Origin of the sequence: Burkholderia catarinensis (assembly GCF_001883705.2) — a bacterium.
Lineage (GTDB): Bacteria > Pseudomonadota > Gammaproteobacteria > Burkholderiales > Burkholderiaceae > Burkholderia > Burkholderia catarinensis.
The window spans coordinates 159,834-183,908 of the sequence record NZ_MDEQ02000001.1 but is presented as its reverse complement, the minus strand read 5'-3'; the positions used below and the strand labels follow the sequence as shown (position 1 = coordinate 183,908).

Sequence of the window (24,075 nt, the reverse complement as noted above, 5' to 3'; positions counted from 1 at the left end):
AGACGCGACACCGGGTTTCCCCGCCCGATGCCGCATCGACGGTTGGCCGGGCCTGCGCCCGGCGTCGCCGCTTACTGCTGGATGCGCGCGTTGCGGATCAGGTCCGCCACCACCTGCGCGGTCGCCTTCTCCAGCGCGACCTGTTCGAGCTGCTGGCGCAGCGTGTCCTTCGCCTGCTCGAACGCCGGCACCTGCGTCGGCCGCTTGTCGTCGACGCGCAGGATCCAGTACGCGTCGCCGACCTGCACCGGATCACGCGTGAGTCCGCCTTGCGGCAGCTTCACGAGCGCCTCGGCCAGCGGCTGCGGCCAGTTCTGCGTGTTGCCGGCGGTGATCGGCGTCTTGAAGGAGATCCAGTTCAGCGCGCCGCCCTGTGCAGCGCCGGGCCCCTTGCTGAATTCCTGCGCGAGCTTGCCGAAGTCCTCGCCCTTCTTCAGACGCGCGACGATCTGCTTCGCGGTGTCCGCATCGTTCACCGCGATCACACTCGGCTTGTATTCGTTCTCGCCGAGCGTCGCGACGATCGCGTCGTAGCGCGCCTTCACGTCGGCATCGGCGACCGGCGCCGGCTTGACCTGGTCGCGCAGGTACACCTGCGTCATCGCGAGCGCCTTCGCCTGCTCGACCGCGGCGACGACCTGCGGCTTCGTGTCGTAGTGCAGCTTGAGCGCCGCCTGGCGGAACAGCTCGCGCGCGATCAGCTGGTTCTTCAGCGCGGCGCGCAGTGCCGGCGTGTCCGGCGCTTTCCCCGCGCGCACGGCGTCGTCGATCTGCGCCTTCGTGATCGGCACGCCATTCACGCTCGCCACCGCATCGGCGGGCAGCGGCGCGGAAGCGGCGAGCGCCGCGTCGGCGGCCTTGCGGGCCGTCTTGGTCGCCGCGTGCGCATGCGGCGCGGCCACGCCGCAGAGCGCGGCGACGGCGAGCCCGAGGCCCAGGTGGCGCACGTGCGCGGACAGGGTCGAGCGGGTTGCAACGGCACTACGGTTCGACAAGCGATGCATGAGGTTCCCCTTCAATCGGTCCAGTTGAGTGTGGCCAGCAATACGGTGGCTTTCCTGCCGAGTGCCGCCGGCTGCGCGAGCGCCTGCCCGAGCAGCACCTCGGTCGACACGGTGCCGCTCTTCAGGCGCCATTGCGCGCGCGCGCCGACACCGGCGCCGACGAGCGTCGGCCAGCCGCCCTGCGCGTTCAGGTGCGCCTTGCCGCCGTCGAGAAACACGTACGGCTCGATGCGCGCGTCGCGCCACGCGGGCACGTTCTGCCACGCGGCCTCGTTGCGCAGGTAAACGCCGCTGTCGCCGGCCATCCCGCCTTCGGTAAAGCCGCGCACCGAGCTCATCCCGCCCAGGAAGATCTGTGCGTTGCCGAACAGCGCGACGCGGCTGTACTGGCCGCGCAACGTGCCGCGATAGGCCCAGACGGAGCCCGCGAGCGTGCCGAGCGACATCTGCAGCGTGGCGGTCGCGTCGAGCTTGGTGAACTGGCTGTGCGCGTCGTCGATGCCAATGTCGGCCGGGTCGTGAGTGGCCGACAGCCACGGCAGCCCCTGCGACACGCCAACGTCCCAGGTCGCCGCGGCGCCCTGGCCGCGCGCGGCGAAGCGCACGAGCCCGTTCAGCCCGACACGCAGCACCGTGAGGTTCTGCGGCGACAGCGGCAGGCCGTTCAAGTCGCGTTCGGTGCGCAGCTTGTTGAGCGTCACGTCGACGCTCACGCGCCCGCGCGGCGAGCGCACGAGCACGTCGTTCCAGCCAAGCATCTGGCTGAACGTGCGGCCTTCGAGCAGCGCGACGTCGCCGATCGCCTGCTGGTACTCGGACATCGACACCGTGTAGCTGAAGGTCTGGTAGCCGTACGGCACCGCCGCCGAGAACACCACCGCGTTCGTGTCGGTCGTGCCGACGTAGTTGAACGACAGCGATTCCTGCAGCCCGATCACGTTGTCGGCTTCGACGCCCGCGCGGTAGCGCATCTTGCCCGTCTGCGAGCTGCCGTAGGTGTCGACGCCGAAGTCGTAATGCAGGCGATCGCCGGCGCGGTTCGAAATCGCGACGATCGAATCGCCCGGCGTCTCGCCCGGCAGGATCTGGATCTCGGCCTGATTGCGGCGCAGCCGGTTGATCTGGTCGACGCCCTGCTCGAGATCGGGCAGGCGCAGCGGGTCGCCCGGGCCGCTCGCGAACGCCCATGCGGTGCCGGCTTCGGTCAGCAGGCCCCCGCCGCGCACCTCGTACCACTTCTCGTCCGGGTCGCGCGGCCGTAGCGGCTTGCCGTTCAGCGTCAGCGCGGCCACGCGGCCGGGCACGAGGTTGATCTTCAGCGTGCCGGACGCGAGGTTCTGCGGCCCGAGGTACGCGCGCGTCGTGATGAAGCCGCGCGAGATGAAGGCTTCCGTCAGCCGGCGCAGCAGCAGGTTGATGCGGTTGCGCCCGAGCTGCTTGCCGATGAACGGTGCGGCGATGCGGTCGAGTTCGGGCTGGCCGAGAATCGTGTCGCCGGTGAATTCGACATGGTCGATCCGGAACGTCGGCGCGACATCGGGCAGCGTCTCGACATCGGCATCGGCCGGCAGGTTCGGCATCGCCGGCTGTTCCGGCACGGCGATCTGCGCGGGCGGCTGTGCGATCTCTTCGCTGCGCTGGCGGTCGCGCTGCTCCTGCAGCAGCCGCTGCGCCGGATCCTGTTCGACGCGCGGCGCGGCGATGCCCGGCGGGATCCCGCCCGCGAGCTGCGCATGCGCGTGCAGCGACGCCGCGCCTGCAGTCAGCAGGAGCGCGCGGGCCAGTAGCAGCGCACGAGCCGTCACAGCCCGAACCAAGACACGAGCCCCAGGTGATTGCCGTTGCCGATCGTCACCGGTTGGCGGCCCGGCGGACGAATCGTTACCACGCCGCCTGCCGCCGACACGCCGTCAGGCGCGTTGAAGGCGCCGCCCTCGATGTCGGCCTCGCCGGTCAGACGTACCTTGCCGGACCCGCCGGTGAAGATGCCGCCCGTATCGGCCGCATAGATCGCCGCCCAGCGATTGCCGAACCACGCCTTCAGGTCGTGGTCGCGGTTGATCGCGGTGTAGCCCGCCACGCCATGCGCGAGTGTCTTCGGCGCGTCGAGCGTGAGGTTGCCGAGCGCGAGCACCGTGCCGCCGGTGTTGGTGATCTGCGTGCCGGCCTTCAGCGTGATGTCGGTGTTGGCCTCGATGATGCCGCCGAGCGCCCGCACATTCGACGACGCACTCGCGCGGCAGAACACGAAGCACGTGCGCCGGTACGACGCCTGCCCGGTGAACACGGCCTGCGTCAGCAGCCGGTCGCGTGCGGCGATCTCGATCGCGCCGCCGTTCGACAGGATCGAGCCGCCGATGTTGGTCACGTTCGCGGCGCGGATCGTCACGTCGCCGGCATCCGCGGTGATGTATGCGAGCTTCGTCGCATCCGCGAGCGCGCCGTAATCGACCGTGAAGCCGTCGCTGCGATGCTGCAGGAACAGGAAGCGCCCGCCGCGCTCCGAGAAGCCGACCACCGCGCCGTTCTGCTCGCCGGTGCTGTGGTCGACGACGTTGTTCACGTCGCCGCCGGCGACGACGGACACGTTTTGGTTCGACAGGATCCGCGCATTCTGGTTGACGATATCCGCGCCCGCCGTCAGCGACACGTCGCCCTGCACGCCGAACAGGATGCCGAGCCGCGTCTGCGGCAGCGACTGGTTCAGGATGCGGCCAGCCGCGTTCAGCGTGACGGCACCGGCCGAATCGGCATCCGCGTCGATCGCGGCCTGACCCTGCACGAGCGAGCCGACGTTCGCGATATCCGCGCTGCTCTTCAGCACGACGCCGCTTTGCGACGACGCGATGGTCGAGCCCGCCTGCGCCGCGTCGGGCGCGAGCGCGATCCCGGCGCCGGTCAGCTTCACGCCGCCGGACGCGAGCAGGCTGCTGCCGGCGAACATGATCGCGCCGGCGGACGCGACGCTCGCGCTGCCGCCGTTGACCTTGATCTGCGTGTCGGCCAGCGCGATGCCGCCCTGCGCGGTGACGCTGAAGTCGCGCGCGACGTCGATCTTCGTGTTCGACAGCTCGACGCTGCCATTCGACGTCAGCGTGAAATCGCCGAGTGACGCGTTCAGCGGGCCGGCGCTGCGCACGCCGGGGCCGCGATCCGTGACGATCAGCTGCACGCGCCCGCTGGTCAGGCTGCCGGCGGCCGTGATGTCGATCGCATACGACGACGCCGTGTCGGGGTTCATCGTCGCCTTGCGCGAGAGCCAGTCGTTCGCGTTGTCGGTCGGCGACAGCCCGGTGTTCAGCTCGACACGACCGCGGCCGGCCAGCAGCCGCACGCCGGCCGTCGGCGACGAGAACGTGTTGTTCAGCGGGCCTTCGATGCGAATGTTCCTGGCGATCAGGTCGAGGCCGATCAGCGCGCTCGCGAGGCCGCCGGGGCCGACGACGATCGTGCCGGTCGCGGTGTCGAGCAGCACGTTGCGCTGATAGATGCCGGGCGCGATCTGCAGGTCGTTGAAACTCACGCTGCCGGTGGACAGCGCGACGTGCCCGGTGTTGACGAACGATCCGCCGTTGATGGTGATGCCGTTCGGATTGGCCAGCACGACGTTCGCCCGCGACCCCGCGACGGCGATCTGGCCTTCGATCAGGCTCGGGTTCGTGCTCGTCACCTGGTTGACGATCGTGCGCGCATTGACGCCGACGTTGTTCAGCGTCGCGCCGGCCGTCGTCACGTTGAACGAAGAATAGGTGTTGTTCGACACGCCGCCGACGGCCGGCGCCAGATCGACGAGTTGCCGGCCGTTCGGCCCGATCGACACGTGCGTGGACGTGCCGCCGTCCGGCACGATGCCGGCGGCCGACGCTGCGCGCGGCAGCGCACCCGCCGCGGCCAGGCAAAAGAAGATCACGCGCAGGCTCCCAGTGCCCGCGCGCCGTATCGAATTACAGCGTGCCATCTTGTGGTCATCCGCGCGGCTTCACCGGCCGCGCGGTCCTCGGTTGTTTGGTCGTGTGGTTTTCAGTCCGTAATGCTTTTTGTGCTTCTGCTGAACGCTAACGGCGGCGCGACGGCTTTCTTTAGAGGAATCACGTGAAAATTTTCTTTCACGATCCTTACATTTATAATTGCCGTGTCCCTGCATTCAGCCTCGGTCGATCCCGCGCGCCACCATGCTTCCCCTCACCGTCATTCATCTCAACGGTCCGATCAACAGCGGTAAATCGACGATCGGCGCCGCGCTTGCGCAAGCGCTGCCCGACGCCCGCTTCATCGACGGCGACGATCACGACGCGCCGGAAAATGCGCCGTTCGACGTGCAGTGGGCGATCGCGCTGGAGCGCCTCGTTCGCTGCATAACCGATACGCGCAAACGTTTTCTTGTGGTCGCCTATCCGATCGGCGAAGTGGAATTCGCGCGGCTGCGCGCTGCGTGCGACGCGCGCTCGGCGCGTCTGTTCGTCGTGACGCTGGCGCCGCCGGAAGCGGTCGCGCGATCGAATCGAGGGGAGCGTGTGTTGACGGACTGGGAGCGGGAACGCGTCGCGCAGATGTATCGCGAAGGCTATGCGTCGCGAACCTTCAGTGACTGTCTGGTCGACACGTCACACATGTCGGTAGACGCGTGCGCGACGGAGATCGCGTGGCGCGTCGTCGCGCTGGACAAATAGCTTCGACGCGCGCGTCGTGCCGGCTGTTCACTGCCCGTCGATCGCGGAGGTGCCCAACGCCTTGTACCAGAACAACGCGACCTCGCCGTCGTTCTCCCCGCCTGCGTACAGCATGCGATCGCATGCCGCCGAGGATGAAGCCTGCACACGCATAGATGCGGCACGCCTGTACGTTGTTCGACTGGGTTTCCAGTCTCATGCAATCGAAGCGCTGGTTCCGCGCCCAAGTTTCCGCGGCCGACAACAGCAAGCGCCCGACGCCTTGCTGCCGGCACGCTCGATCGACGGCGATCTCGCCAATCTCCGCCATGCCGTTCCAGCTTTCAGAAATCGCGACGAACCCGGCGAGCCGCCCATTCATGTCCGCGCGAAACAGCGCCTGCCTGCCCGAAGCTTCCTGCGCCCAGCCGTCAGGATCGAAGCCGTAATCCTTGCAACGCACCGGAACCGCGCGGCAGTCGAGCAGGTTCTGATAAGGCGCGTTCAGCTCGCTGACGATCTCGAACGAGAAATCGCATGCGTCCAGCTGGTTGGCCGGCAGCGCATTTACCTGCTCGACAGTGACGAAATCGCGTCGGTTCATGTCTCACGGCCATCGAGGTTTTGGGGGGCGATGCATCGGGCGCACAGTTCACCTATGACGGCTTTGAGAACATTTGAGCGAATTGCATCATAGGCATTCTGATACAAATCACCTTTTCACACTCGGAACCGTGTGTCGGTTTAGATGACGCGACACGTAATCGTATAGAGTGACGCGACAGATGCTCGAATAAAATCCACGCGCTCACTTCTCTCATCGTCCAAAATGACGAATCAAATTCCCCAACAAATCCTGCCTTTCGATATCGTCGCAGGAGAAAGCAAACATGTCGCTGCAGAACTGGACGATGCCTGCGACTGGCTTGAATCCCTCGGACTCATCTTGCCGGGAAACCGCTTCGCGGCCTATAAACGCACGATTAACCGATACCTCGAGACGGAGGCAAGCGAGTACGGGGACAAGGAACTGCATGAGCTGGTCCATGCCCTGCGAGAAGCGGGCGACCTGATACGTATCTGGCGCGCGTTGGAAAACTTGGATTCGACCGATTTCCTGACGAGGCTGAAGAAGGTCACTGGCGGCCAAGCGTTCAAATGGAATGTTCCCACCGATAGCTCACGAGACTTCGTGTTTGAACTGACCGTCGCGGCTCGATTTCTCCGGGGCGGATATCCGGTGGACTTGACCGGTATCGCAGACCTAGTGGCTCATTGCGAGAATAGAAGAATCTATGTCGAGTGCAAAAGAGTCAAATCGGCATCGAAGATCCTGACCCGAACTCGCGAGGCGTCCAAGCAACTGCAGCAGCGCCTCCAGGCCGATGGTTCATCTCTCAGCAGAGGGCTCGCAGCAATACGGGTGACAGACGCACTCAATCCAGATGGAAAATTGGTTATTGACCGAGTCGTGGAGGAATTCCAGGCAATTTGCAATGCATCGCTGACTGACTATATCAACCAGAACAGGAAATTTTTGGTCGACCAGTTGACGAAAAAGCAGTGGGGAATATTGTTGGAAAACGGCGTATATGGCATTGGTCACGATCCCATGTATCCACAGGACACTCCGTTCACTTTTTGCCGGGGGGCTACGTTGATTCACGCAAGTGCGTCTGCCGCGCAAGAGAACGAGATTCTGCGGATCGGCGGCAGGATTTGTGACGACTCGATGCTTCGATAGCGCCTGCATCGCGCGCTTCGTGCGGGCGCATGGGCTCGCGTAAAGTCGAGCCCGCTGCCCCCGCACACCGCCCTCAATGGTTGTGCCGCACCCCCGACACGAGCGCCTGCTGCGACGCCTTCCGGCTCAGCATCAGCGTGACGACCGCCGACACCGCGAGCGTGCCGGCCACCACATAGAGCCCCGCCGCATACCCGCCCGTCGCGTGCTTCAGCCAGCCGATCGCGAACGGCCCGACGAACCCGCCGAGGTTGCCGATCGAGTTGATCATCGCGATTCCCGCCGCCGCGCCGGCCCCCGACAGGAACGCGCTCGGCATCGCCCACAGCGGCGCCTTCGCGGCGCTGATCCCGATATTGACGACGACCAGCGCGAGCACGGTCAGCAGCGCGGTGCTCGCCTGCCCCGCGAACACGAAGCCGATGCACGCGAGCACGCACGGAATCACGACATGCCACGTGCGCTCGCCGGTGCGATCCGAATGCCGCGCCCACCCGATCATCGCGACGACGGCGGCGATGCTCGGGATCCCGGTGAGCAAGCCCGTCTGCAGCGCGGTGAAGCCGAACTGCTTGACCATCAGCGGCGCCCACAGGCCGAGCGTGTACAGCCCGGCCGACGTGCCGAAATAGATCAGCGCGAGCGCCAGCACGCGCGGATCGCGCAGCGCCTGCCATGCGCCGGCCGTGTGCCCGGCATGCGTGTGGCGCGCGTCGGCTTCGGTTTTCAGCTTTGCGATCAGCCAGTCGCGCTCGTCCGCCCGCAGCCACGCGGCCTTCGAAGGCGAATCGGTCAGGCACTTCAGCACGACGAAGCCGAGCACGACCGCCGGCAGCGCTTCGACGATGTACAGCATCTGCCAGTCGGCGAGCCCGAACATCGGCGGCATCTGCATGATCGCGCCGGATAGCGGCGAACCGATCGCGGTCGAGATCGGCGCGGCCGCCATGAACCACGCGGCGGCCACCGCGCGCTGCTTCGCGGGAAACCACAGGCTCAGGTACAGGATGATGCCGGGGAAGAACCCGGCTTCGGCCACGCCGAGCAGAAAGCGCAGCACGTAGAAGCTCGTCGGCCCGGCCGCGAACGCGGACACGGCCGACACGATGCCCCACGTGATCATCACGCGCGCGATCCAGATGCGCGCGCCGACGCGGTGAAGGATCAGGTTGGACGGCACTTCGAACAGGAAGTAGCCGATGAAGAACAGGCCGCCGCCGAACCCGAACGCGGTCGGCGACAGGCCGATCGCCTGGTTCATCGTCATCGCGGCAAAGCCGACGTTGACGCGATCGAGAAAGCTGACGAAATAAAGCAGCATCACGAACGGAATGATGCGCCACATCAGTTTCCGCGCGACGCGGGTTTCCAGATCCGCTTGCATGTGTCTCCTCCTTCGAGGTCGAGCCGTGCTCTGTTTGTGAATGCTCGCCGGCGCTACCATCGAGCAGGAGGCCGGCGCCCGGCTCGCGTCGGATGCGCGAGTCGCGGGCGGAAAAATCCGGGGGCGTTGAACGGGCGGCGGCCGGCTACCGGTTGCGCATGCGCGCCGCCGTTATCGTCAGGCCGCGACCGCCGCGTTCGCGACGCGCTCGCAGACGGCCGCCGTCACCTGCGCGGTCGTCGCGCTGCCGCCGAGGTCGCGCGTGTGCAGCGACGGTTCGGCCGTCACGGCCTCGATCGCCTGCATCACGCGCGCGGCGGCTGCCGTCTCGCCGAGGTGCTCGAGCAGCATCACGACCGACCAGAACGTGCCGACCGGATTCGCGAGCCCCTTGCCCATGATGTCGAACGCGGAACCGTGGATCGGCTCGAACATCGACGGATAGCGGCGCTCGGGATCGATGTTGCCGGTCGGCGCGATACCGAGGCTGCCGGCGAGCGCGGCGGCGAGATCGCTGAGGATGTCCGCGTGCAGGTTGGTCGCGACGATCGTGTCGAGCGACGCCGGCCGGTTGACCATGCGCGCGGTCGCCGCATCGACGAGCTCCTTGTCCCACGTCACGTCGGGGAATTCCTGCGCGACCTGCTTCGCGATCTCGTCCCACATCACCATCGCGTGCCGCTGCGCGTTGCTCTTCGTGATCACGGTCAGCAGCTTGCGCGGACGCGACTGCGCGAGCCGGAACGCGAAGCGCATGATGCGTTCGACGCCGGCGCGCGTGAGGATCGACACGTCGGTCGCGGCCTCGATCGGATGGCCCTGGTGCACGCGGCCGCCGACGCCCGCGTATTCGCCTTCGGAATTCTCGCGGACGATCACCCAGTTCAGGTCGTCCGGCCCGCAGCGCTTCAGCGGCGCGTCGATGCCGGGCAGGATGCGCGTCGGGCGCACGTTCGCGTACTGGTCGAAGCCCTGGCAAATCTTCAGGCGCAGGCCCCACAGCGTCACGTGGTCGGGCACGTCGGGGTCGCCCGCCGAGCCGAACAGGATCGCGTCCTTGCCGCGCAGCGCGTCGAGGCCGTCGGCCGGCATCATCGCGCCGTGCCGGCGGTAGTAATCGGCGCCCCAGTCGAAATCCTCGAACTCGAACGCAAAGCGGTCGCTGCCGCGGGCCAGCGCTTCCAGCACCTGCTTGCCGGCCGGCACAACTTCCTTGCCGATGCCGTCGCCGGGAATCGTTGCGATACGGTACGTCTTCATGCGGACATCCTCGATTGATCGTGAGCGTGAACGCACTTTACCGAACTGGAAGTGCAGTAACCGGGGCTATACTCAAAGCATCTTTAACTTCAATTCACGAATCCCGTCATGGCGGATACCGTCCAGCCGGCCGATCTCGGCTTCTTCTCGACGCTGGCCGCGTCGGGTAGCCTGAGCGCGGCCGCGCGCGAACTCGGGTTGACCGCGGCGGCCGTCAGCAAGCGGCTCACGCAGATGGAGCGGCGCGCGGGCGTGACGCTCGTCAACCGCACGACGCGGCGGATGATGCTGACGCCCGAAGGCGACGTGTATCTCGACTACGCGCGCCGGATCCTCGACCAGATGGACGAGCTGGGCGAACTGCTCGGCAGCGCGAAGCAGCGACCGAAGGGGCTGCTGCGCGTGAATGCGACGCTCGGCTTCGGGCGCAGCCACGTGGGCCCCGCGATCTCGCGCTTCGTCGCGCGCTATCCGGAAGTGACGGTGCAGTTGCAGTTGTCGGTGATGCCGCCGCCGCTCACCGACGACGCGTTCGACGTGTGCATCCGCTTCGGCGAGCCGCCCGACACGCGCGTCGTCGCGCGGCGGCTCGCACCGAACCGCCGGCTGCTATGCGCGGCGCCCGCGTATCTCGCGCGGCACGGGATTCCCGGCACGCCGCACGACCTGACGCGGCACAACTGCATCGGCATCCGGCAAGGCGACGAGGGTTACGGCGTCTGGCGCCTGACGAGCGGGCGCGGCACGGCGCGCCACACGGAAGCCGTGCGGATCAACGGCAACCTGACGACGAACGACGGCGAGATCGCCGTGAAGTGGGCGCTCGACGGGCACGGGATCCTGATGCGCGCGGAATGGGATCTGCGCGACTATCTCGCCGACGGGCGTCTGGTCGTCGTGCTGCCCGATCATGAAACGCCGAGCGCCGATATCTACGCGGTGTACGCGCAGCGTCACCAGATGTCCGCGCGGATTCGCGCGTTCGTCGATTTTCTGGCGGATGAGTTGGGGCGGTTGAAAGGCGCATAGCGCGCCGGCAATTCGTTCGTCGCAGCGCGTGAATGGCAGGCCTAGTTCGCGGCAGCCAGCGCGGCGTGTTCAAGATCCTCGGCGGCCGTTGCAGACGCCGCGCGCGGCGCATCGCGACACACGACCGCCGGCGGGGCAGCCGGGCTGGTACCCGGGCCGCGTCTGCGGCCGCGCGCCGAACCGAATACAATGCCCCGATCCCCCGCCGCTGCGCCAACCTGCCGGAGCCGCCCATGTTCGACCTGACCACGCTGACCACCTTCACCGCCGTCGTTCTGGGCCTGTTCCTGATCCCCGGCCCCGCCGTGCTGCTCGTGCTGAGCCGCACCGTGCAGGGCGGGCGCAAGACCGGCATCCTGACCGGCCTCGGCGTCGCGAGCGGTGACTTCGTGCACACGCTGTTCGCGGCCGTCGGGCTGTCCGCGCTGCTGATGACGTCGGCGCTCGCGTTCAATGTCGTGAAGCTGGTGGGCGCCGCATACCTGCTCTATCTCGGCGTGCGCGCGCTGCTGGAGAAGCCGTCCGATCCGTCGCTGCCGAAGGTGTCGCCCGTCACGCCGCTCACGGCGTACCTGCAGGCGATTCCCGCCGAAGTGCTGAATCCGAAGACCGCGCTGTTCTTCCTCGCGTTCATGCCGCAGTTCGTACATCCGGAACGCGGCTCGACGTTCGTGCAATTCGCGGTGCTCGGGCTGATCTTCGTCGTGCTCAGCTCGCTCTACACGACGCTGATCGCGTGCTCGATCCGCCCGCTCGGCCGCATCGTGAAGCGGCTCACGTGGCTCATGCGCTGGCAGGGCAAGATCATCGGCTCGATCTTCATCGCGCTCGGGCTGCGCGTGGCCGTGCAGCAGCGCTAATGCACGCGCGACGAGCGCGGCGATCGTCGCGATCTGCCGCGCTCGAGCACGTGCTCTTCCAGCGCATCAGCCCGCGATGGGCAGCGTGTCCACCGCATACGCATGCCGCAGCGTGCGGCCCAGCACCGGATCCTCCAGCTCGACCTCGAACCGCTCGGCCGGCCGGATGCCGCCGATCGCGGCAAGCGTGCCGCACAGCATCGCGGTGCCGCGTCATGCGGCCGACGTGATGCCGATCGGCATCCCCTCCTTGCGCCGTGCGGTAATCACAGCGACGCCTGTCGCGAACATCGACAGCGCGGTGCGAAAGCACCGCTGCTCGTCGGCGCTCGCGCTGGTTCCGGCAGGGTTCCCGCTCATTTCGTCCTCGTTGGGTTGCATCGCTGGATTCCGCAACGGAATCCAGCCCAACAAAGCACCGCGATTTAGCTTTGTTATTTAGTTTTTATTAAATGCAGACACGAAGGTGAATTCAAGCTGCCGTAAACCTTGACCTTGAAAGCTTTGTTTGAAAGACAGCCCTACTGGCGGAATGGATGTTGCGCGGCGCCCGAAAATGTCCACGTACACTCGGCTACCGTATTCCCCGAGCTCTCGCGACCCGCGAGAGACACCGCTTTCCAGAGCCCCTTCGATGCAATCCCGTCCGATCTATATGGACTACAGCGCGACGACGCCCGTCGATCCACGCGTGGTCGACAGGAGCCGGCCTGCGGCCGGCGCGCGTCAGCCTTTTTCCTGGCGCGCGATCAGGTGCGCGAGATCGAGCGTCGCGCGGTCGCCGTTGGTAACGAGGCGGTCGATCACCGAGCAGAGCGCCTTGAATTCGGTCTTCGTCACGCCCTCGAACAGCACGTTGTTGATGCGCTGCTGGTTTTCCGTCAGCGTCTTCAGCAGCTTCGAACCGGCCGGCGTGACCGTGAGCCGCATCTTGCGCTTGTCGTCGGGGTCCGAGCGTTTGTCGATCAGGCCGAGTTTCTTCAGCTTGCCGGTTTCGATCGTGACGAAAGCGCCGCTCAGGTGCAGGTGATCGGCGAGGCGGTTGACGGTCACGACGTCGTCGTGCGACAAATGCGCGACCGACACGAGCAGCGAATACTGAATGCCGGTGAGGCCGATCAGCGAGCCGAAGCCGTCGCGTACCGACAGCAGGCGCGCCGCGAACGGCAGCAGCCCGTTGATCAGGTGACGGAATTCCGTGTCCGTGCCATCGATCAGGCAGGCCGGGTTGGTAATGGTCAGAACGGACTCCTCTTGCTGCTTGGCCATGACGTCGACGCTCCGTGCGGTCATGCGAATTTAGCTTTGGAACGAAATTATACGACAAAGGCACATGTGCTCCCGACCAGGCCCGGCGGCCGCATGCGTCCCGATTTCCCGCTACAGGAGGTTTGCCCATGCCCTTCCCGCTTCATCCCGCGCCGGTTCGCGCGCTGCTCGAATGCTATCTGCGCGCGAAGGACCTGAACCGGCCCGCGCTGATCGCCGACTGCTTCGCGGCCGACGCCGAGCTGAGCTTCTCGCTCGCGAACGACGATATCGATTTTCCGCCGCGCGTGACGGGCGCGGCCGCCATTGCGCGCACGCTGGTCGAGGAATTCGGCGAGCGGTTCGAGCGGTGCCGGACCTACTACCTCTGCACGGAACCGGAAGTCGACCAGCACGGCGTCAGCGGGATGCCGTGGCTCGTCGTGATGCGGCAGAAGGACAACGGCGCATTGCGGATCGGGCATGGCACGTATCGCTGGCAGTTCTCATGCGACGACGACGACGTTGCTCGGATTGCCGCGCTGCACATTCATATCGCGCGAATGGATACGATCGACGATCCGCAGTCGTTGAAGCTCGACGTGCTGCATGCGGCGTTCGGGTATCCGTGGCTGCCGGCGCATGCGTTCGCGCGCGGGCTCACGGATGTCGCGGCAGCGCAGCCGGACTGGGCATTTCTGGCGCCGTTCCGGCAGGCAGCTGCTTCGACGTAACGGTTGGAACGCGGCCGACCAACAGCGCGCCTCGCATTGCCGACCGTCAACGCACCGCTTCAAGCGCCTGCCGCATCGCCTCCCAATCCAGCCCGAATCGCGCGAGATACTTGCGCAGCCGGTCCGCATCGTTCGGCTGCTTCTTGCTCTGCCGCGACACCGCGAACAGCGTGCGCCCGGCTTCCGACAGGCTCGCCGACACGCGGCACACGTCGAGCACGCGTTCGAGCTGCGCACGGTCGAACAGGTCGAGTTCCGCCGCGCGCGCACCGAACACCGCGTCGACGCACGCATCGGACGCCCCCGCACCGCCCGGCGGCGACCACGTGCGCGTCAGCCGTTCCACTTCCTGCTCGGCCAGGTCCTCGGTAATCCGTCCCGCATCGGCCAGCGTCGCCATCCGCGTGACCGAGGCCGACAGTTCGCGGAAGTTGCCGGCCCATGCCGCCCGCGGCGACGCCGCGAACGCGAGATAGCGCCGCTTCGCCTCCACGTTGAATCGCACCTGCTCGCCCTGCTCGCGGCCGAAACGGTCGAGTTCGAATTCGAGGTTCGGCTCGATGTCCTCGCGGCGCTCGGCCAGCCCCGGCAATTCGTAGGTCCACAGGTTGATCCGCGCATAGAGATCCTCGCGGAACGTGCCGGCCGCCACCATCTGCCGCAGGTCGCGGTGCGTGCCCGCGATCAGCTCGAAGTCGCTGGTCGCCTCGACGTCCGCGCCGACCGGCAGGAAGCGCTTCTCCTCGATCGCCTTCAGCAGCATCGCCTGCTCGTCGAGCCCGAGTTCGCCGATCTCGTCGAGAAACAGCAGCCCGCCGTGCGCCGCGCGCAACAGCCCGGCGCGTGCCGACTGCGCGCCCGTGAACGCACCCTTCACGTGACCGAACAGCGTCGACATCGCGGCGTCGCCGCGCAACGTCGCGCAGTTGATCTCGATGAACGGCCCTGCGAGCCGATGGCGGCCGCGCTTCAGCTCGTACACGCGCTTCGCGAGAAACGACTTGCCGGCGCCCGTCGGCCCGACCAGCAGCATCGGCGCGCGTGAGCGCACGGCCACGCGCTCCAGTTGCTCGATCAGCGCATTGAAACGCACGTTGCGCGTCGCGATGCCGGCCTTCAGGAACGACACCGTTTCGTCGCGCTCGCGCGTGAAACGCTGCGCGATCCGGTTGTAGCGCGACAGGTCGAGATCGATCACCGATACCGTACCCGGCCCGCTCGGCCCTTCGTCGGTCTGCTGCGGTGGCCCCGTCTGCACGAGACGCGCGGGCAGGTAGCGCGCTTCCGCGAGCAGGAACCAGCAGATCTGCGCCACGTGCGTGCCGGTCGTGATGTGGATCAGGTAATCCTCGCGTTCGAGGTCGAACGGATAGGCGCGCGCGTAATCGTGCAGCGTCGCATAGACCTCCTCGAAATCCCACGGGTCGTGGATCGTGACCGGCGTGAGCCGCACATCGGTATGCGGCGACACGCGCGCGAGATCGTCCCGCACCTGATTGGCGAGGCGCGTGTAGCTCGGCGGATGCAGCAGCTCGAGCCGGTCGATCGTCAGGCCGGGCTGCTCGCATAGCGAAATCGTCGGCCGCCATTTGCGGTAGCGACGCGGCGCGCGGCCGCCCTGGTCGAGCACGGTGCCGAGAAAGCCGATGGCGACTGTCTTTCGCATGTTTATCTCATGGGATAAAAGGCGATCCGATTATATCGGATTTTTATAATGGCACCGTGCGAGAAGCATCGTCGCCAAACGACAAAGCGCAAACAATTCCCTTTGTTTTCAATGAATTGAAGATTTCTTCGAGCAGCGAGGCAGTCATTGGCACGCTCCTCGCTAAATAGAAAGCGCCGGATGTCCCGCTGGCCCGCGAGCCAGGGTTCACAAAGCCCTGCTGGTGCGCCGCCGCCGAACCTCGTTCGTCGCGGCAGCGCATGCCGCCATGGACAGATGAAGGCAAAGGGGCGCGCTCAGGCATGCCACGTCCGGGTTCGAATCCCGGGGCGCCCACTGTTCGGAAGCTCATTCAGGTCGAGCAGCCGGCGAAAGCCGGCCGGTGGCGGGTTCAAATCCCGTCCGAACACTGTCCGCAAGGACAGTCTCTTGTTGGAAGCAGTACCCGCCGGTGCGGGCCGAAAGGCCCGCCGCGCGTCGGACCGGTTGCGGTTCCGCGCGATCGGCCGGGCGGCCGCACGGCCCGCGCGAAGGCGCACGACGACGCGATGCAGGATGCGTCGCCGCGCGCTTCGACGCCGGCCAGCGCGCCGCCTGCCCGATTGCGTCGCACCACGATCCGCACGATGCGCGTCACCCGGCGGCCATTGAAGAAAAGGATAAAAATATGTGGAAGCGTCATGTAGTGAAAAAGAACGAACGCGCGCTGCTGATGAGCGAAGGCGATTTCGTGAAGGTGCTCGAACCAGGCGTGTTCAAGGCCTTCGATCCGTTCAAACGCCTGTCGGTGCAGACCGCGCGTCTCGACGCGCCGCTCGCCGACGAGGCGCTGGCCGACTACCTGCGTCACGACGCGCCGGACGTGCTCGCGCAATACTTCGTCGCGATGGATCTCGCCGACGATGAAGCCGGCCTGCGCTACGAAGACGACGTGCTCGTCGAGATCCTGGCGCCGGGCACGCGCCGGCTGTACTGGCGCGGCCTGGCCGCGCACCGGCTGGAGCGCGTCGATCTCGCGCAGGACAGCATGCTGCCGGCCGCGCTCGTGAAGCGCATCGTGCAACCGGCGCTGCGGGCGCGCGGCGTGGCGGGCCTGACGGGCGTGCTGCTGGCGCAGGTGCCGGCGTACCACGTCGGCGTGCTGAAGATCGACGGCAAGGTCGAGCGGTTGCTGGACGCGGGCACGTCGGCGTTCTGGCGCTTCAACCGCGACGTCGCGGTCGAACTCGTCGACCTGCGCCTGCAGGCGATCGAAGTCGGCGGGCAGGAAATCCTGACGCGCGACAAGGTCGCGCTGCGGCTGAACCTGTCGGCGACGTGGTGCTATGCGGACGTGCTGCATGCGTTCGGCCAGTTGCAGAAGCCGGTCGAACACCTGTATCGCGAGCTGCAGTTCGCTCTGCGCTCGGCGGTCGGCACGCGCTCGCTCGACGAGCTGCTGGAGGACAAGCAGTCGATCGACGACGTCGTGATCGCGCAGGTGCGTGCCCGCGTCGGCAATTCGGGCGTGGACGTGCGCAGCGTCGGCGTGAAGGATATCGTGCTGCCGGGCGACATGAAGACGATCCTCGCGCAGGTGGTCGAAGCGGAAAAGGCTGCGCAGGCGAACGTAATTCGCCGTCGCGAGGAAACGGCGGCCACGCGTTCGCTGCTGAACACCGCGAAGGTGATGGAAGAGAACCCGGTCGCGCTGCGGCTGAAGGAGCTGGAAACGCTCGAGCGCGTCGCGGAACGGATCGACCGCATCTCGGTGTTCGGCGGTCTCGACCAGGTGCTGAACGGACTCGTCAGCATCAAGGGCGCTTGATGCATGAAACGGCGCGGCGCACGTGTGCCGCGCCGGACAACGGAATGAATGGTGAAGCAAATGAGTGACATCGATTACCAGGTGATGGAACTGGCGAACGGCAAGCCGGTGAAGATGTGGACGCAAGGCGTCGCCGTCGAGGACGAAGCGCGCGCGCAACTGCGCAACACCGCGCAGCTGCCGTTCATCTTCAGCCACGTCGCGGTAATGCCGGACGTCCACCTCGGCAAGGGCTCGACGATCGGCAGCGTGATTCCGACGAAGGGCGCGATCATTCCGGCCGCGGTCGGCGTCGACATCGGCTGCGGGATGATGGCCGCGCGCACGACGCTGACGGCGTCCGACCTGCCGGATTCGCTCGCAGGGCTGCGCGGCGCGATCGAACGCGCGGTGCCGCACGGCCGCGCGCCGGGCCGCCGCGATCCGGGCGCGTGGGGCAACCGCACGCCGGCTGCCGTGACCGAATCGTGGAAGTCGCTGCAGCCGGGCTTCCAGCGGATCGTCGACAAGTATCCGAAGCTGGAGAAGACGAACCACTACGCGCATCTCGGCACGCTCGGCACCGGCAACCACTTCATCGAAGTGTGCGTCGACGAAGCGGACCACGTGTGGTTCATGCTGCACAGCGGCTCGCGCGGCGTCGGCAATGCGATCGGCAGCCTGTTCATCGAGCTCGCGCAGGCCGACATGCGGCAGCACATCGCGAACCTGCCGGACCGCAACCTCGCGTATTTCACCGAGGGCAGCCGGCACTTCGACGATTACGTCGAAGCGGTCGGCTGGGCGCAGGACTACGCGCGGCGCAACCGGCAGGCGATGATGGATGCGGTGATCGGCGCGGCGCGCGGCGTGATCGCCAAGCCGTTCGCGGTCGACGAACACGCGGTGAACTGCCACCACAACTACGTGCAGCGCGAACGCCACTTCGGCGAAGACGTGCTCGTCACGCGCAAGGGTGCGGTGTCCGCGCAGAAGGGGCAGCTCGGGATCATTCCGGGCTCGATGGGCGCGAAGAGCTTCATCGTGCGCGGGCTCGGCAACCCGGAGAGCTTCTGCTCGTGCAGCCACGGCGCGGGCCGGACGATGAGCCGCACCGAAGCGAAGCGCCGCTTCACGGTCGACGACCAGGTGAAGGCCACGCAGGGCGTCGAATGCCGGAAGGACGCGGGCGTCGTCGACGAAATCCCGATGGCCTACAAGGACATCGACGCGGTGATGGCGGCCCAGCGCAGCCTGGTCGAAGTGGTGCATACGCTGCGCCAGGTGGTGTGCGTGAAAGGATAGCGCGGCGCGCGGCTGAGGGCCGGCGGCCGCGCGCAACGAAAGGGAAACGACAATGAAAACGGAAAAGACAATGACAAGCGTGCGCAGCGCGCATCCGGTCGATCCGACCGTGCGTGAGCGCGTGATGGCGGAACTCGCGGAAGTCGAGCGCAGCCATGATGTCAGCGTGCTGTTCGCGTGCGAATCGGGCAGCCGCGGCTGGGGGTTCGCGTCGCCGGACAGCGATTACGACGTACGCTTCGTGTACGTGCACCGGCGCGACTGGTACCTGCGCGTCGAACCGCAACGCGACGTGATCGAGCGGCCGCTCGACGACGAGCTCGACGTGAGCGGCTGGGAGCTGCGCAAGGCGCTGCAACTGCTGCGCCGCTCGAACCCGACGCTGCTTGAATGGCTCGACTCGCCCATCGTGTATCGCGAAGACGCACGCTGGGCGCCGCGGCTCAGGTCGCTGGCGTCGGCGTTCTTCTCGCCGGTGCGCGGGCGCCACCACTACCTCGCGATGGCGAAGAAGAACTTTCGCGGCTATCTGCAAGGCGACACGGTGCGTTACAAGAAGTACCTGTACGTGCTGCGGCCGCTGCTCGCGGTGCGCTGGATCGACGCGGGGCTCGGCATGCCGCCGATGCGCTTCGCGGATCTCGTCGATGGCACCGTGCACGAGCCGGCGGTGCGCGCGGAACTCGATGCGTTGCTCGCGTTGAAGATGAGCGCGAACGAAAGCGAATACGGGCCGCGCCGGCCGGCGATCCACGCGCTCGTCGAGACGATGCTCGCGGATGCCGAACACGATCGCGAATACAAGCGGCCGTGGGGCGACGTGGTGACGCTCGACGCGTTCCTGCGCGATGTGGTCGACGCTCGATGAACGACGAACGGCGCGGTGCCCGCAGGCATCGCGCCGTTTATGCGTCGGCCAGCAATCTGCGTGCCCGCCCGCTACGCGTCGTCACATCGATCGCCTCCCGATGCGACGGTATACTTGATGCCGTTCGCCCGCTGCAGTCGACCTGCACCGCTTGCTGACGATGCGCTTGCAGTCCGGCATCTTCCGCCCGCCCATCCACAGTCGATACGAACCATCATGTCGCACCGCCTCTCGCTCGCCCTCGCCGTCCTCCTCGCCGCTTCCCCCATCGTTGCGCAGGCTCGCCCGCTCGCGCGGCCGCCGGTCGAGCGCGACTTCAAGAACTGGTCGGTCGTCTGCGACAACGGCAACCGCTGCGTTGCCGAAAGCCACGCCGACGATATCGACGATGCACGCACCAGTCTCATCCTGCGCGTGACGCGCGATGCCGGCCCGGACGCGCAAGCGTCGCTCGACCTCTTCGCATCCGCACCGCTGGACCTGCGCAGCGCACGCGCGGACGGCCGCCCGTTCGATGCGATGCCGGCTCAATGGCATGCATTCGGCGACAAGACGAACGACGACGAAGCACACCCGTTCCGGATCCGGACGAACGACCCGGCAACGGTTGCCGCATGGCTCGCCGCGTCGCGCAACGCGCAACTGCTGAGCTTCGGCGATCCGGCGGCGGCACAAACCGCTCGCACGCCGCTGTCGGGATTGACTGCCGCGCTGCTGCTGATCGACGACACGCAGGGCCGCGTCGGCACGGTCACGGCGCTGCTGCGCCCCGGCAACAGGCCCGCGTCGTCAGTGCCGGCCGCGCCGGCACTGCCGCCTGCCGTCACGCCGGCACCGCCGCCCGCCGCAAACCTGTCGGCCGCCGAACAGCGCCCGCTCGTCGACGCGGTGCTCGCGAAATTCGGTACCGACGTGAAGCAATGCGTGGCCGACGTCGAAGACGAAATGTCGGCGAGCGATCGACGGAAAACATCGAGAGCCGTCGCGATCTCGGCCGACGAAGCGCTTGTCGCGATCCCGTGCCAGACCAGCAGCATGTATAACCACACCGACCTGTGGTATCGCGTGCGCCGCACCGCACCGTATGCGCCGACGGCGATGAACTTCGGCGAGAACGCGAACGCGGGCCTCGATTCGGCGTCGTTCGCGAACGAGCTGACCGAGGCCGGCTACGATTCCGCCAGCGCAACGCTGTCGAGCAAGGTCCGGCTGCGCAGTGCCGGCGATTGCGGCTCGACCGCGTCGTGGATCTTCGACGGCCGGCGCTTCGTGCTCGACGACATCGCCACGCACGGCACCTGCAACGGCCTGTTCCAGGACCAATGGCCGCGCCTGTATCGCCGGGCCGACGCGGCAGGAAACCGCTGACGCGTCACGTCACGCACCGACGATCGAGATCGAGAACCCGTCCCAGCCCTTCTGCCCGACCGTCTGCACGGCCGTCGTCGTGAGGTTCGGCTCGGCCGCGAGGCGCGCGAACCCGTCGCGCACGCCGGCCACGTCGGGCTCGCGATTGTCCGGATCGGCCACGCGGCCGCCGCGCACGACGTTGTCGACGACGATCACCGTGCCGGGCCGCGACAGCTTCAGCGCCGCGTCGAGATAGACCAGATTGTTGTCCTTGTCGGCATCGATGAAGATGAAATCGAACGGCGCCTCGCCCGCGGCGACGAGCCGCGCGAGGCTGTCCTTCGCACTGCCCACGACGACCGACACGACCTCCGCGAACCCGGCACGCGCGATGTTCTGCGTCGCGACCTTCGCATGCCCGGGGTTCAGTTCGAGCGTCACGAGCGTGCCGCCCGGCGGCAACGCGCGCGCGAGCCAGATCGTGCTGTAGCCGCCGAGCGTGCCGACCTCGAGGATCCGCCGCGCGCCGCGGATCGTCGCGAGCAGCTGCAGCAGCTTGCCCTGGTTCGGCGCGACGTTGATCGCGGGCAGCCCGGCCGCGTTGCTCGCCGCCAGCGCGGCGTCGAGCGCGTCGTCGGACGGCACGAGCGTCGCGGAGAAATACGCATCCACCTGGTTCCACTGGTCCTGATCCATCGTGCACCTCCGGTCTGCGGAAAAAGGCATTCTATGCGCCCCACCTCCATAAGCAACACACCATTCGTTCTAAGGACAGCCGCGCACGTGCTCCTATAATCGCCGGACCATCACAACAACAGACGGAGCACCCATGACCGATCAGGCCTCTTCGAACTGGCGTCTCGAAACCATCGCCGTGCACGGCGGTTATCGTCCCGACCCGACCACGCGCGCGGTCGCCGTCCCGATCTACCAGACCGTTGCGTACGCATTCGACGACACGCAGCACGGCGCCGACCTGTTCGACCTGAAGGTCCAGGGCAACATCTACACGCGAATCATGAACCCGACGACGGACGTGCTCGAGCAGCGGATCGCCGCGCTCGAGGGCGGCATCGGCGCACTCGCGCTCGCGTCGGGGCAATCCGCCGTCACGTACGCGATCCAGACGATCGCCGAAGCCGGCGACAACATCGTGTCCGCGAGTTCGCTGTACGGCGGCACGTACAACCTGTTCGCGCATACGCTGCCGCAATACGGGATCACGACGCGCTTCGCCGATCCGCGCGACCCCGCGTCGTTCGAGCCGCTGATCGACGCGCGCACGAAGGCGATCTTCGCGGAATCGGTCGGCAACCCGCTCGGTAACATCACCGACATCGCCGCGCTCGCGGAAGTCGCGCATCGCCACGGGATCCCGCTGATCGTCGACAACACGGTGCCGTCGCCGTACCTGCTGCGCCCGTTCGAGCACGGCGCGGACATCGTCGTGCACTCGCTGACGAAGTATCTCGGCGGGCACGGCACGAGCCTCGGCGGCGCGATCGTCGATTCGGGCAAGTTTCCGTGGGCCGAGCACGCGGACCGCTTCAAGCGGCTGAACGAGCCCGACGTCAGCTATCACGGCGTCGTCTATACGGAAGCGTTCGGGCCGGCCGCCTATATCGGCCGCGCGCGCGTGGTGCCGCTGCGCAACATGGGCGCGGCGATCTCGCCGTTCAACGCATTCCAGATCCTGCAGGGCATCGAAACGCTGGCGCTGCGTGTCGAGCGGATCAGCGACAACGCGCTGAAGATCGCGCAGCATCTCGCGCGCCACGAGCACGTCGAATGGGTGAACTACGCGGGCCTGCCCGATCACCCCGATCATCCGCTCGTCGCACGCTACCTGTCGGGCCGCGCGCCGGGCATCCTGACGTTCGGCGTGAAGGGCGGCCGCGACGGCGGTGCGAAGTTCCAGGATGCGCTGAAGCTGTTCACGCGGCTCGTCAACATCGGCGATACGAAGTCGCTCGCGACGCACCCGGCATCGACGACGCACCGGCAACTGTCGCCGGCCGAACTCGCGAAGGCCGGCGTGAAGGAGGAAACGGTGCGGCTGTCGATCGGCATCGAGCATATCGACGATCTGCTCGCCGATCTCGACCAGGCGCTCGCGCAGCTTTGACCGTACTACGGGCGCGCCGGCTACCACGTCGTCGCGCCCGCCGGATACGTGTCGACGATGCGCGTGCCGTTGACGGGCGTCACGCTCTCGTTGCGCAGCGCGGTCCACAGGTCGATCGCATGTTCGCGCGACTTGCGGCTGCCGTCGTCGGTCAACACGTTCAGCGCGATCGTTTCATCGCGTGTCGTCAACTGCAGTTGTTCCTTCAGCTTGCGTGACTGATGCGACGCGGTACGCACGTCGCCCAGCAGAATCCTTTGCTCCGCGACATTCGCGTCTCCGCCTGCATCGGCCGGCACGAACGTCAGCCGGCCGTTGTCGACCTCGCATTGCCCGCGCGTGAACGTCGCGCTCCACTCGCCTGCCGGCACGGCTGCGAACTCGCAGCGCATCCGCTCGCTCGCGCGGCGGCCGGTGTCGTGCGCCGACGCGTGCGACAGTGCACGCTCCGGCCATCCTGCCGCCATCGCGGCCGTCGACATCAGGCACGCCGCGAGCACGATTCCTTTCGTGAAATTGAGCATGGCACCCTCCTCTCCGTATGTGAGTTGCATCACCGGTTCTGAGCGCGGCGAGCATACGTGCGCGCCGCATGACAAAAATTTCATGTTCCGATCAGGTTCGCGAAGTGTCGCGTCGCTACGATCGAAACCGTGACGGGCAATGCCCGTTCCGAACCACGCAAGCGGGTCGCTGCCGCACGGCACGTCACGCGTTAGGCCCGGACACGTCGAGTGCCGGGCCGTTTTTTTGCGTGCCCGATGATCAGGGCGTTGGATTGCGTTGCGGGAACAGGCACGTATGCGTTTTCACATACAGGTTCGGATTGCCGCAGCGATGCCCGGCATAGTCGATCTGTTCGCCGGGCATGAGGTCGGCCGGCACCGGCTTGCGCGCGGCGGCGGGCGTGGTCGCGGTGTTGCCGGGGCGTGTCGATGCACAACCCGCGAACAACGGAACGATCAGGACTGCGATCAAGACTGGGCGTATGGCGGGACGAGGCAATTTTCAGTCCGGGAGGAAACGCTGAACAGGGCCGCCCGCTTTCCATGCTGCTGTCGCG

Annotated in this window: 22 protein-coding genes, 1 tRNA gene and 2 pseudogenes; 11 read left to right on the top strand and 14 right to left on the bottom strand. The window is 66.8% G+C overall.

Annotated elements, in window-relative coordinates; genetic code table 11:
• Positions 1-71: 71 nt before the first annotated feature.
• Genes BFF94_RS00850 through BFF94_RS00840 form a run of 3 tightly spaced genes read right to left on the bottom strand, consistent with a single transcriptional unit; the run spans position 72 to position 4,962 of the window.
• Positions 72-1,004, bottom strand: coding sequence for a peptidylprolyl isomerase (locus tag BFF94_RS00850; protein ID WP_219138846.1), 933 nt, complete (start codon positions 1,002-1,004; stop codon positions 72-74).
• 11 nt (positions 1,005-1,015) lie between these two features.
• Positions 1,016-2,794, bottom strand: coding sequence for a ShlB/FhaC/HecB family hemolysin secretion/activation protein (locus BFF94_RS00845; protein ID WP_219138968.1), 1,779 nt, complete (start codon positions 2,792-2,794; stop codon positions 1,016-1,018).
• 11 nt (positions 2,795-2,805) lie between these two features.
• Positions 2,806-4,962 (bottom strand): two-partner secretion domain-containing protein, encoded by a 2,157-nt coding sequence (locus BFF94_RS00840; protein WP_128850042.1) that lies wholly within the window; start codon positions 4,960-4,962, stop codon positions 2,806-2,808.
• Positions 4,963-5,176: 214 nt separating this feature from the next.
• Between BFF94_RS00840 and BFF94_RS00835 the strand changes: the two genes are divergently transcribed.
• Positions 5,177-5,674, top strand: coding sequence for a nucleoside/nucleotide kinase family protein (locus BFF94_RS00835; protein WP_128850044.1), 498 nt, complete (start codon positions 5,177-5,179; stop codon positions 5,672-5,674).
• On the opposite strand, the gene BFF94_RS37710 is transcribed toward BFF94_RS00835, so the two are convergent.
• Positions 5,586-6,035 (bottom strand): GNAT family N-acetyltransferase, encoded by a 450-nt coding sequence (locus BFF94_RS37710; protein WP_246637216.1) that lies wholly within the window; start codon positions 6,033-6,035, stop codon positions 5,586-5,588. The two genes, BFF94_RS00835 and BFF94_RS37710, sit on opposite strands and share 89 nt — an antisense overlap.
• Before the next feature lie 447 nt (positions 6,036-6,482).
• Between BFF94_RS37710 and BFF94_RS00825 the strand changes: the two genes are divergently transcribed.
• Complete coding sequence (locus BFF94_RS00825; RefSeq protein ID WP_128850046.1) at positions 6,483-7,397, top strand: hypothetical protein; 915 nt, start codon at positions 6,483-6,485, stop codon at positions 7,395-7,397.
• Positions 7,398-7,470: 73 nt separating this feature from the next.
• Here BFF94_RS00825 and BFF94_RS00820 read toward each other — a convergent pair whose 3' ends face one another.
• Together BFF94_RS00820 and BFF94_RS00815 are read right to left on the bottom strand one after the other, a co-directional pair.
• Entirely contained in the window at positions 7,471-8,781 is a 1,311-nt protein-coding gene (locus tag BFF94_RS00820) for an MFS transporter (protein ID WP_128850048.1), read from the bottom strand.
• Positions 8,782-8,958: 177 nt separating this feature from the next.
• A complete protein-coding gene (locus BFF94_RS00815) occupies positions 8,959-10,041 on the bottom strand; it encodes a tartrate dehydrogenase (RefSeq protein WP_128850050.1) in 1,083 nt (360 codons plus the stop codon).
• Between the two features lie 108 nt (positions 10,042-10,149).
• Between BFF94_RS00815 and BFF94_RS00810 the strand changes: the two genes are divergently transcribed.
• The gene (locus BFF94_RS00810) at positions 10,150-11,070 is read left to right on the top strand and encodes a LysR family transcriptional regulator (protein WP_128850052.1); all 921 of its coding nucleotides are present in this window, start codon (positions 10,150-10,152) and stop codon (positions 11,068-11,070) included.
• Between the two features lie 233 nt (positions 11,071-11,303).
• Positions 11,304-11,930 carry a LysE family translocator gene (locus tag BFF94_RS00805; protein ID WP_128850054.1) on the top strand — a complete coding sequence of 209 codons (627 nt, stop codon included), beginning with the start codon at positions 11,304-11,306 and terminating at the stop codon, positions 11,928-11,930.
• Between the two features lie 66 nt (positions 11,931-11,996).
• On the opposite strand, the pseudogene BFF94_RS00800 reads toward BFF94_RS00805, so the two are convergent.
• From BFF94_RS00800 to BFF94_RS00790, 3 genes and pseudogenes are all read right to left on the bottom strand, one after another.
• Positions 11,997-12,140: pseudogene (locus BFF94_RS00800) on the bottom strand (DUF2848 family protein); the annotation flags it as partial.
• 6 nt (positions 12,141-12,146) lie between these two features.
• Positions 12,147-12,290, bottom strand: a pseudogene (locus BFF94_RS00795) (flavin reductase family protein); the annotation flags it as partial.
• Positions 12,291-12,656: 366 nt separating this feature from the next.
• On the bottom strand, positions 12,657-13,199 hold the full coding sequence (locus BFF94_RS00790) for a MarR family winged helix-turn-helix transcriptional regulator (protein WP_128850056.1): 543 nt from the start codon (positions 13,197-13,199) through the stop codon (positions 12,657-12,659).
• A 128-nt stretch (positions 13,200-13,327) separates the two neighbouring features.
• Between BFF94_RS00790 and BFF94_RS00785 the strand changes: the two genes are divergently transcribed.
• A complete protein-coding gene (locus BFF94_RS00785) occupies positions 13,328-13,912 on the top strand; it encodes a nuclear transport factor 2 family protein (protein ID WP_128850058.1) in 585 nt (194 codons plus the stop codon).
• Between the two features lie 46 nt (positions 13,913-13,958).
• On the opposite strand, the gene rtcR is transcribed toward BFF94_RS00785, so the two are convergent.
• Both rtcR and BFF94_RS00775 read right to left on the bottom strand, forming a co-directional pair.
• Positions 13,959-15,578 carry an RNA repair transcriptional activator RtcR gene (gene rtcR / locus BFF94_RS00780; RefSeq protein WP_128850060.1) on the bottom strand — a complete coding sequence of 540 codons (1,620 nt, stop codon included), beginning with the start codon at positions 15,576-15,578 and terminating at the stop codon, positions 13,959-13,961.
• A 43-nt stretch (positions 15,579-15,621) separates the two neighbouring features.
• Entirely contained in the window at positions 15,622-15,882 is a 261-nt protein-coding gene (locus BFF94_RS00775) for a hypothetical protein (RefSeq protein WP_128850063.1), read from the bottom strand.
• Between the two features lie 33 nt (positions 15,883-15,915).
• Here BFF94_RS00775 and BFF94_RS00770 point away from each other — a divergent pair.
• The 5 genes from BFF94_RS00770 (at position 15,916) to BFF94_RS00750 (ending at position 20,905) form a co-directional block, all read left to right on the top strand.
• Positions 15,916-15,988: transfer RNA gene (locus BFF94_RS00770), tRNA-Phe, on the top strand.
• A 257-nt stretch (positions 15,989-16,245) separates the two neighbouring features.
• Positions 16,246-17,385 carry a slipin family protein gene (locus BFF94_RS00765; protein WP_128850065.1) on the top strand — a complete coding sequence of 380 codons (1,140 nt, stop codon included), beginning with the start codon at positions 16,246-16,248 and terminating at the stop codon, positions 17,383-17,385.
• Between the two features lie 60 nt (positions 17,386-17,445).
• Entirely contained in the window at positions 17,446-18,669 is a 1,224-nt protein-coding gene (locus BFF94_RS00760) for an RtcB family protein (protein WP_281426081.1), read from the top strand.
• 52 nt (positions 18,670-18,721) lie between these two features.
• Entirely contained in the window at positions 18,722-19,537 is an 816-nt protein-coding gene (locus tag BFF94_RS00755; protein ID WP_128843629.1) for a nucleotidyltransferase domain-containing protein, read from the top strand.
• Positions 19,538-19,753: 216 nt separating this feature from the next.
• Positions 19,754-20,905 (top strand): DUF1176 domain-containing protein, encoded by a 1,152-nt coding sequence (locus BFF94_RS00750; RefSeq protein WP_219138845.1) that lies wholly within the window; start codon positions 19,754-19,756, stop codon positions 20,903-20,905.
• Between the two features lie 9 nt (positions 20,906-20,914).
• On the opposite strand, the gene BFF94_RS00745 is transcribed toward BFF94_RS00750, so the two are convergent.
• The gene (locus BFF94_RS00745; protein ID WP_128843631.1) at positions 20,915-21,583 is read right to left on the bottom strand and encodes an O-methyltransferase; all 669 of its coding nucleotides are present in this window, start codon (positions 21,581-21,583) and stop codon (positions 20,915-20,917) included.
• Between the two features lie 133 nt (positions 21,584-21,716).
• On the opposite strand from BFF94_RS00745, the gene BFF94_RS00740 reads away from it, so the two are divergent.
• Positions 21,717-23,012, top strand: a complete 1,296-nt coding sequence (locus BFF94_RS00740) for an O-acetylhomoserine aminocarboxypropyltransferase/cysteine synthase family protein (RefSeq protein ID WP_128843632.1) — start codon at positions 21,717-21,719, stop codon at positions 23,010-23,012.
• A gap of 20 nt (positions 23,013-23,032) precedes the next feature.
• On the opposite strand, the gene BFF94_RS00735 is transcribed toward BFF94_RS00740, so the two are convergent.
• Entirely contained in the window at positions 23,033-23,536 is a 504-nt protein-coding gene (locus tag BFF94_RS00735) for a hypothetical protein (RefSeq protein ID WP_128843633.1), read from the bottom strand.
• Between the two features lie 241 nt (positions 23,537-23,777).
• Positions 23,778-24,017 (bottom strand): hypothetical protein, encoded by a 240-nt coding sequence (locus BFF94_RS00730; RefSeq protein ID WP_246637196.1) that lies wholly within the window; start codon positions 24,015-24,017, stop codon positions 23,778-23,780.
• Between the last annotated feature and the right edge of the window lie 58 nt (positions 24,018-24,075).

Excerpts from the sequence above, each read along its gene's own strand:
- BFF94_RS00750 (WP_219138845.1), top strand. The coding sequence starts at position 19,754 with ATGTCGCACCGCCTCTCGCTCGCCCTCGCCGTCCTCCTCGCCGCTTCC.
- BFF94_RS00790 (WP_128850056.1), bottom strand. The coding sequence starts at position 13,199 with ATGGCCAAGCAGCAAGAGGAGTCCGTTCTGACCATTACCAACCCGGCC.
- BFF94_RS00765 (WP_128850065.1), top strand. The coding sequence starts at position 16,246 with ATGTGGAAGCGTCATGTAGTGAAAAAGAACGAACGCGCGCTGCTGATG.
- BFF94_RS00850 (WP_219138846.1), bottom strand. The coding sequence starts at position 1,004 with ATGCATCGCTTGTCGAACCGTAGTGCCGTTGCAACCCGCTCGACCCTG.
- rtcR (WP_128850060.1), bottom strand. The coding sequence starts at position 15,578 with ATGCGAAAGACAGTCGCCATCGGCTTTCTCGGCACCGTGCTCGACCAG.
- BFF94_RS00825 (WP_128850046.1), top strand. The coding sequence starts at position 6,483 with ATGACGAATCAAATTCCCCAACAAATCCTGCCTTTCGATATCGTCGCA.
- BFF94_RS37710 (WP_246637216.1), bottom strand. The coding sequence starts at position 6,035 with ATGAATGGGCGGCTCGCCGGGTTCGTCGCGATTTCTGAAAGCTGGAAC.
- BFF94_RS00740 (WP_128843632.1), top strand. The coding sequence starts at position 21,717 with ATGACCGATCAGGCCTCTTCGAACTGGCGTCTCGAAACCATCGCCGTG.
- BFF94_RS00835 (WP_128850044.1), top strand. The coding sequence starts at position 5,177 with ATGCTTCCCCTCACCGTCATTCATCTCAACGGTCCGATCAACAGCGGT.
- BFF94_RS00745 (WP_128843631.1), bottom strand. The coding sequence starts at position 21,583 with ATGGATCAGGACCAGTGGAACCAGGTGGATGCGTATTTCTCCGCGACG.
- BFF94_RS00820 (WP_128850048.1), bottom strand. The coding sequence starts at position 8,781 with ATGCAAGCGGATCTGGAAACCCGCGTCGCGCGGAAACTGATGTGGCGC.
- BFF94_RS00815 (WP_128850050.1), bottom strand. The coding sequence starts at position 10,041 with ATGAAGACGTACCGTATCGCAACGATTCCCGGCGACGGCATCGGCAAG.
- BFF94_RS00735 (WP_128843633.1), bottom strand. The coding sequence starts at position 23,536 with ATGCTCAATTTCACGAAAGGAATCGTGCTCGCGGCGTGCCTGATGTCG.
- BFF94_RS00775 (WP_128850063.1), bottom strand. The coding sequence starts at position 15,882 with ATGCCTGAGCGCGCCCCTTTGCCTTCATCTGTCCATGGCGGCATGCGC.
- BFF94_RS00755 (WP_128843629.1), top strand. The coding sequence starts at position 18,722 with ATGAAAACGGAAAAGACAATGACAAGCGTGCGCAGCGCGCATCCGGTC.
- BFF94_RS00760 (WP_281426081.1), top strand. The coding sequence starts at position 17,446 with ATGAGTGACATCGATTACCAGGTGATGGAACTGGCGAACGGCAAGCCG.
- BFF94_RS00785 (WP_128850058.1), top strand. The coding sequence starts at position 13,328 with ATGCCCTTCCCGCTTCATCCCGCGCCGGTTCGCGCGCTGCTCGAATGC.
- BFF94_RS00840 (WP_128850042.1), bottom strand. The coding sequence starts at position 4,962 with ATGGCACGCTGTAATTCGATACGGCGCGCGGGCACTGGGAGCCTGCGC.
- BFF94_RS00805 (WP_128850054.1), top strand. The coding sequence starts at position 11,304 with ATGTTCGACCTGACCACGCTGACCACCTTCACCGCCGTCGTTCTGGGC.
- BFF94_RS00810 (WP_128850052.1), top strand. The coding sequence starts at position 10,150 with ATGGCGGATACCGTCCAGCCGGCCGATCTCGGCTTCTTCTCGACGCTG.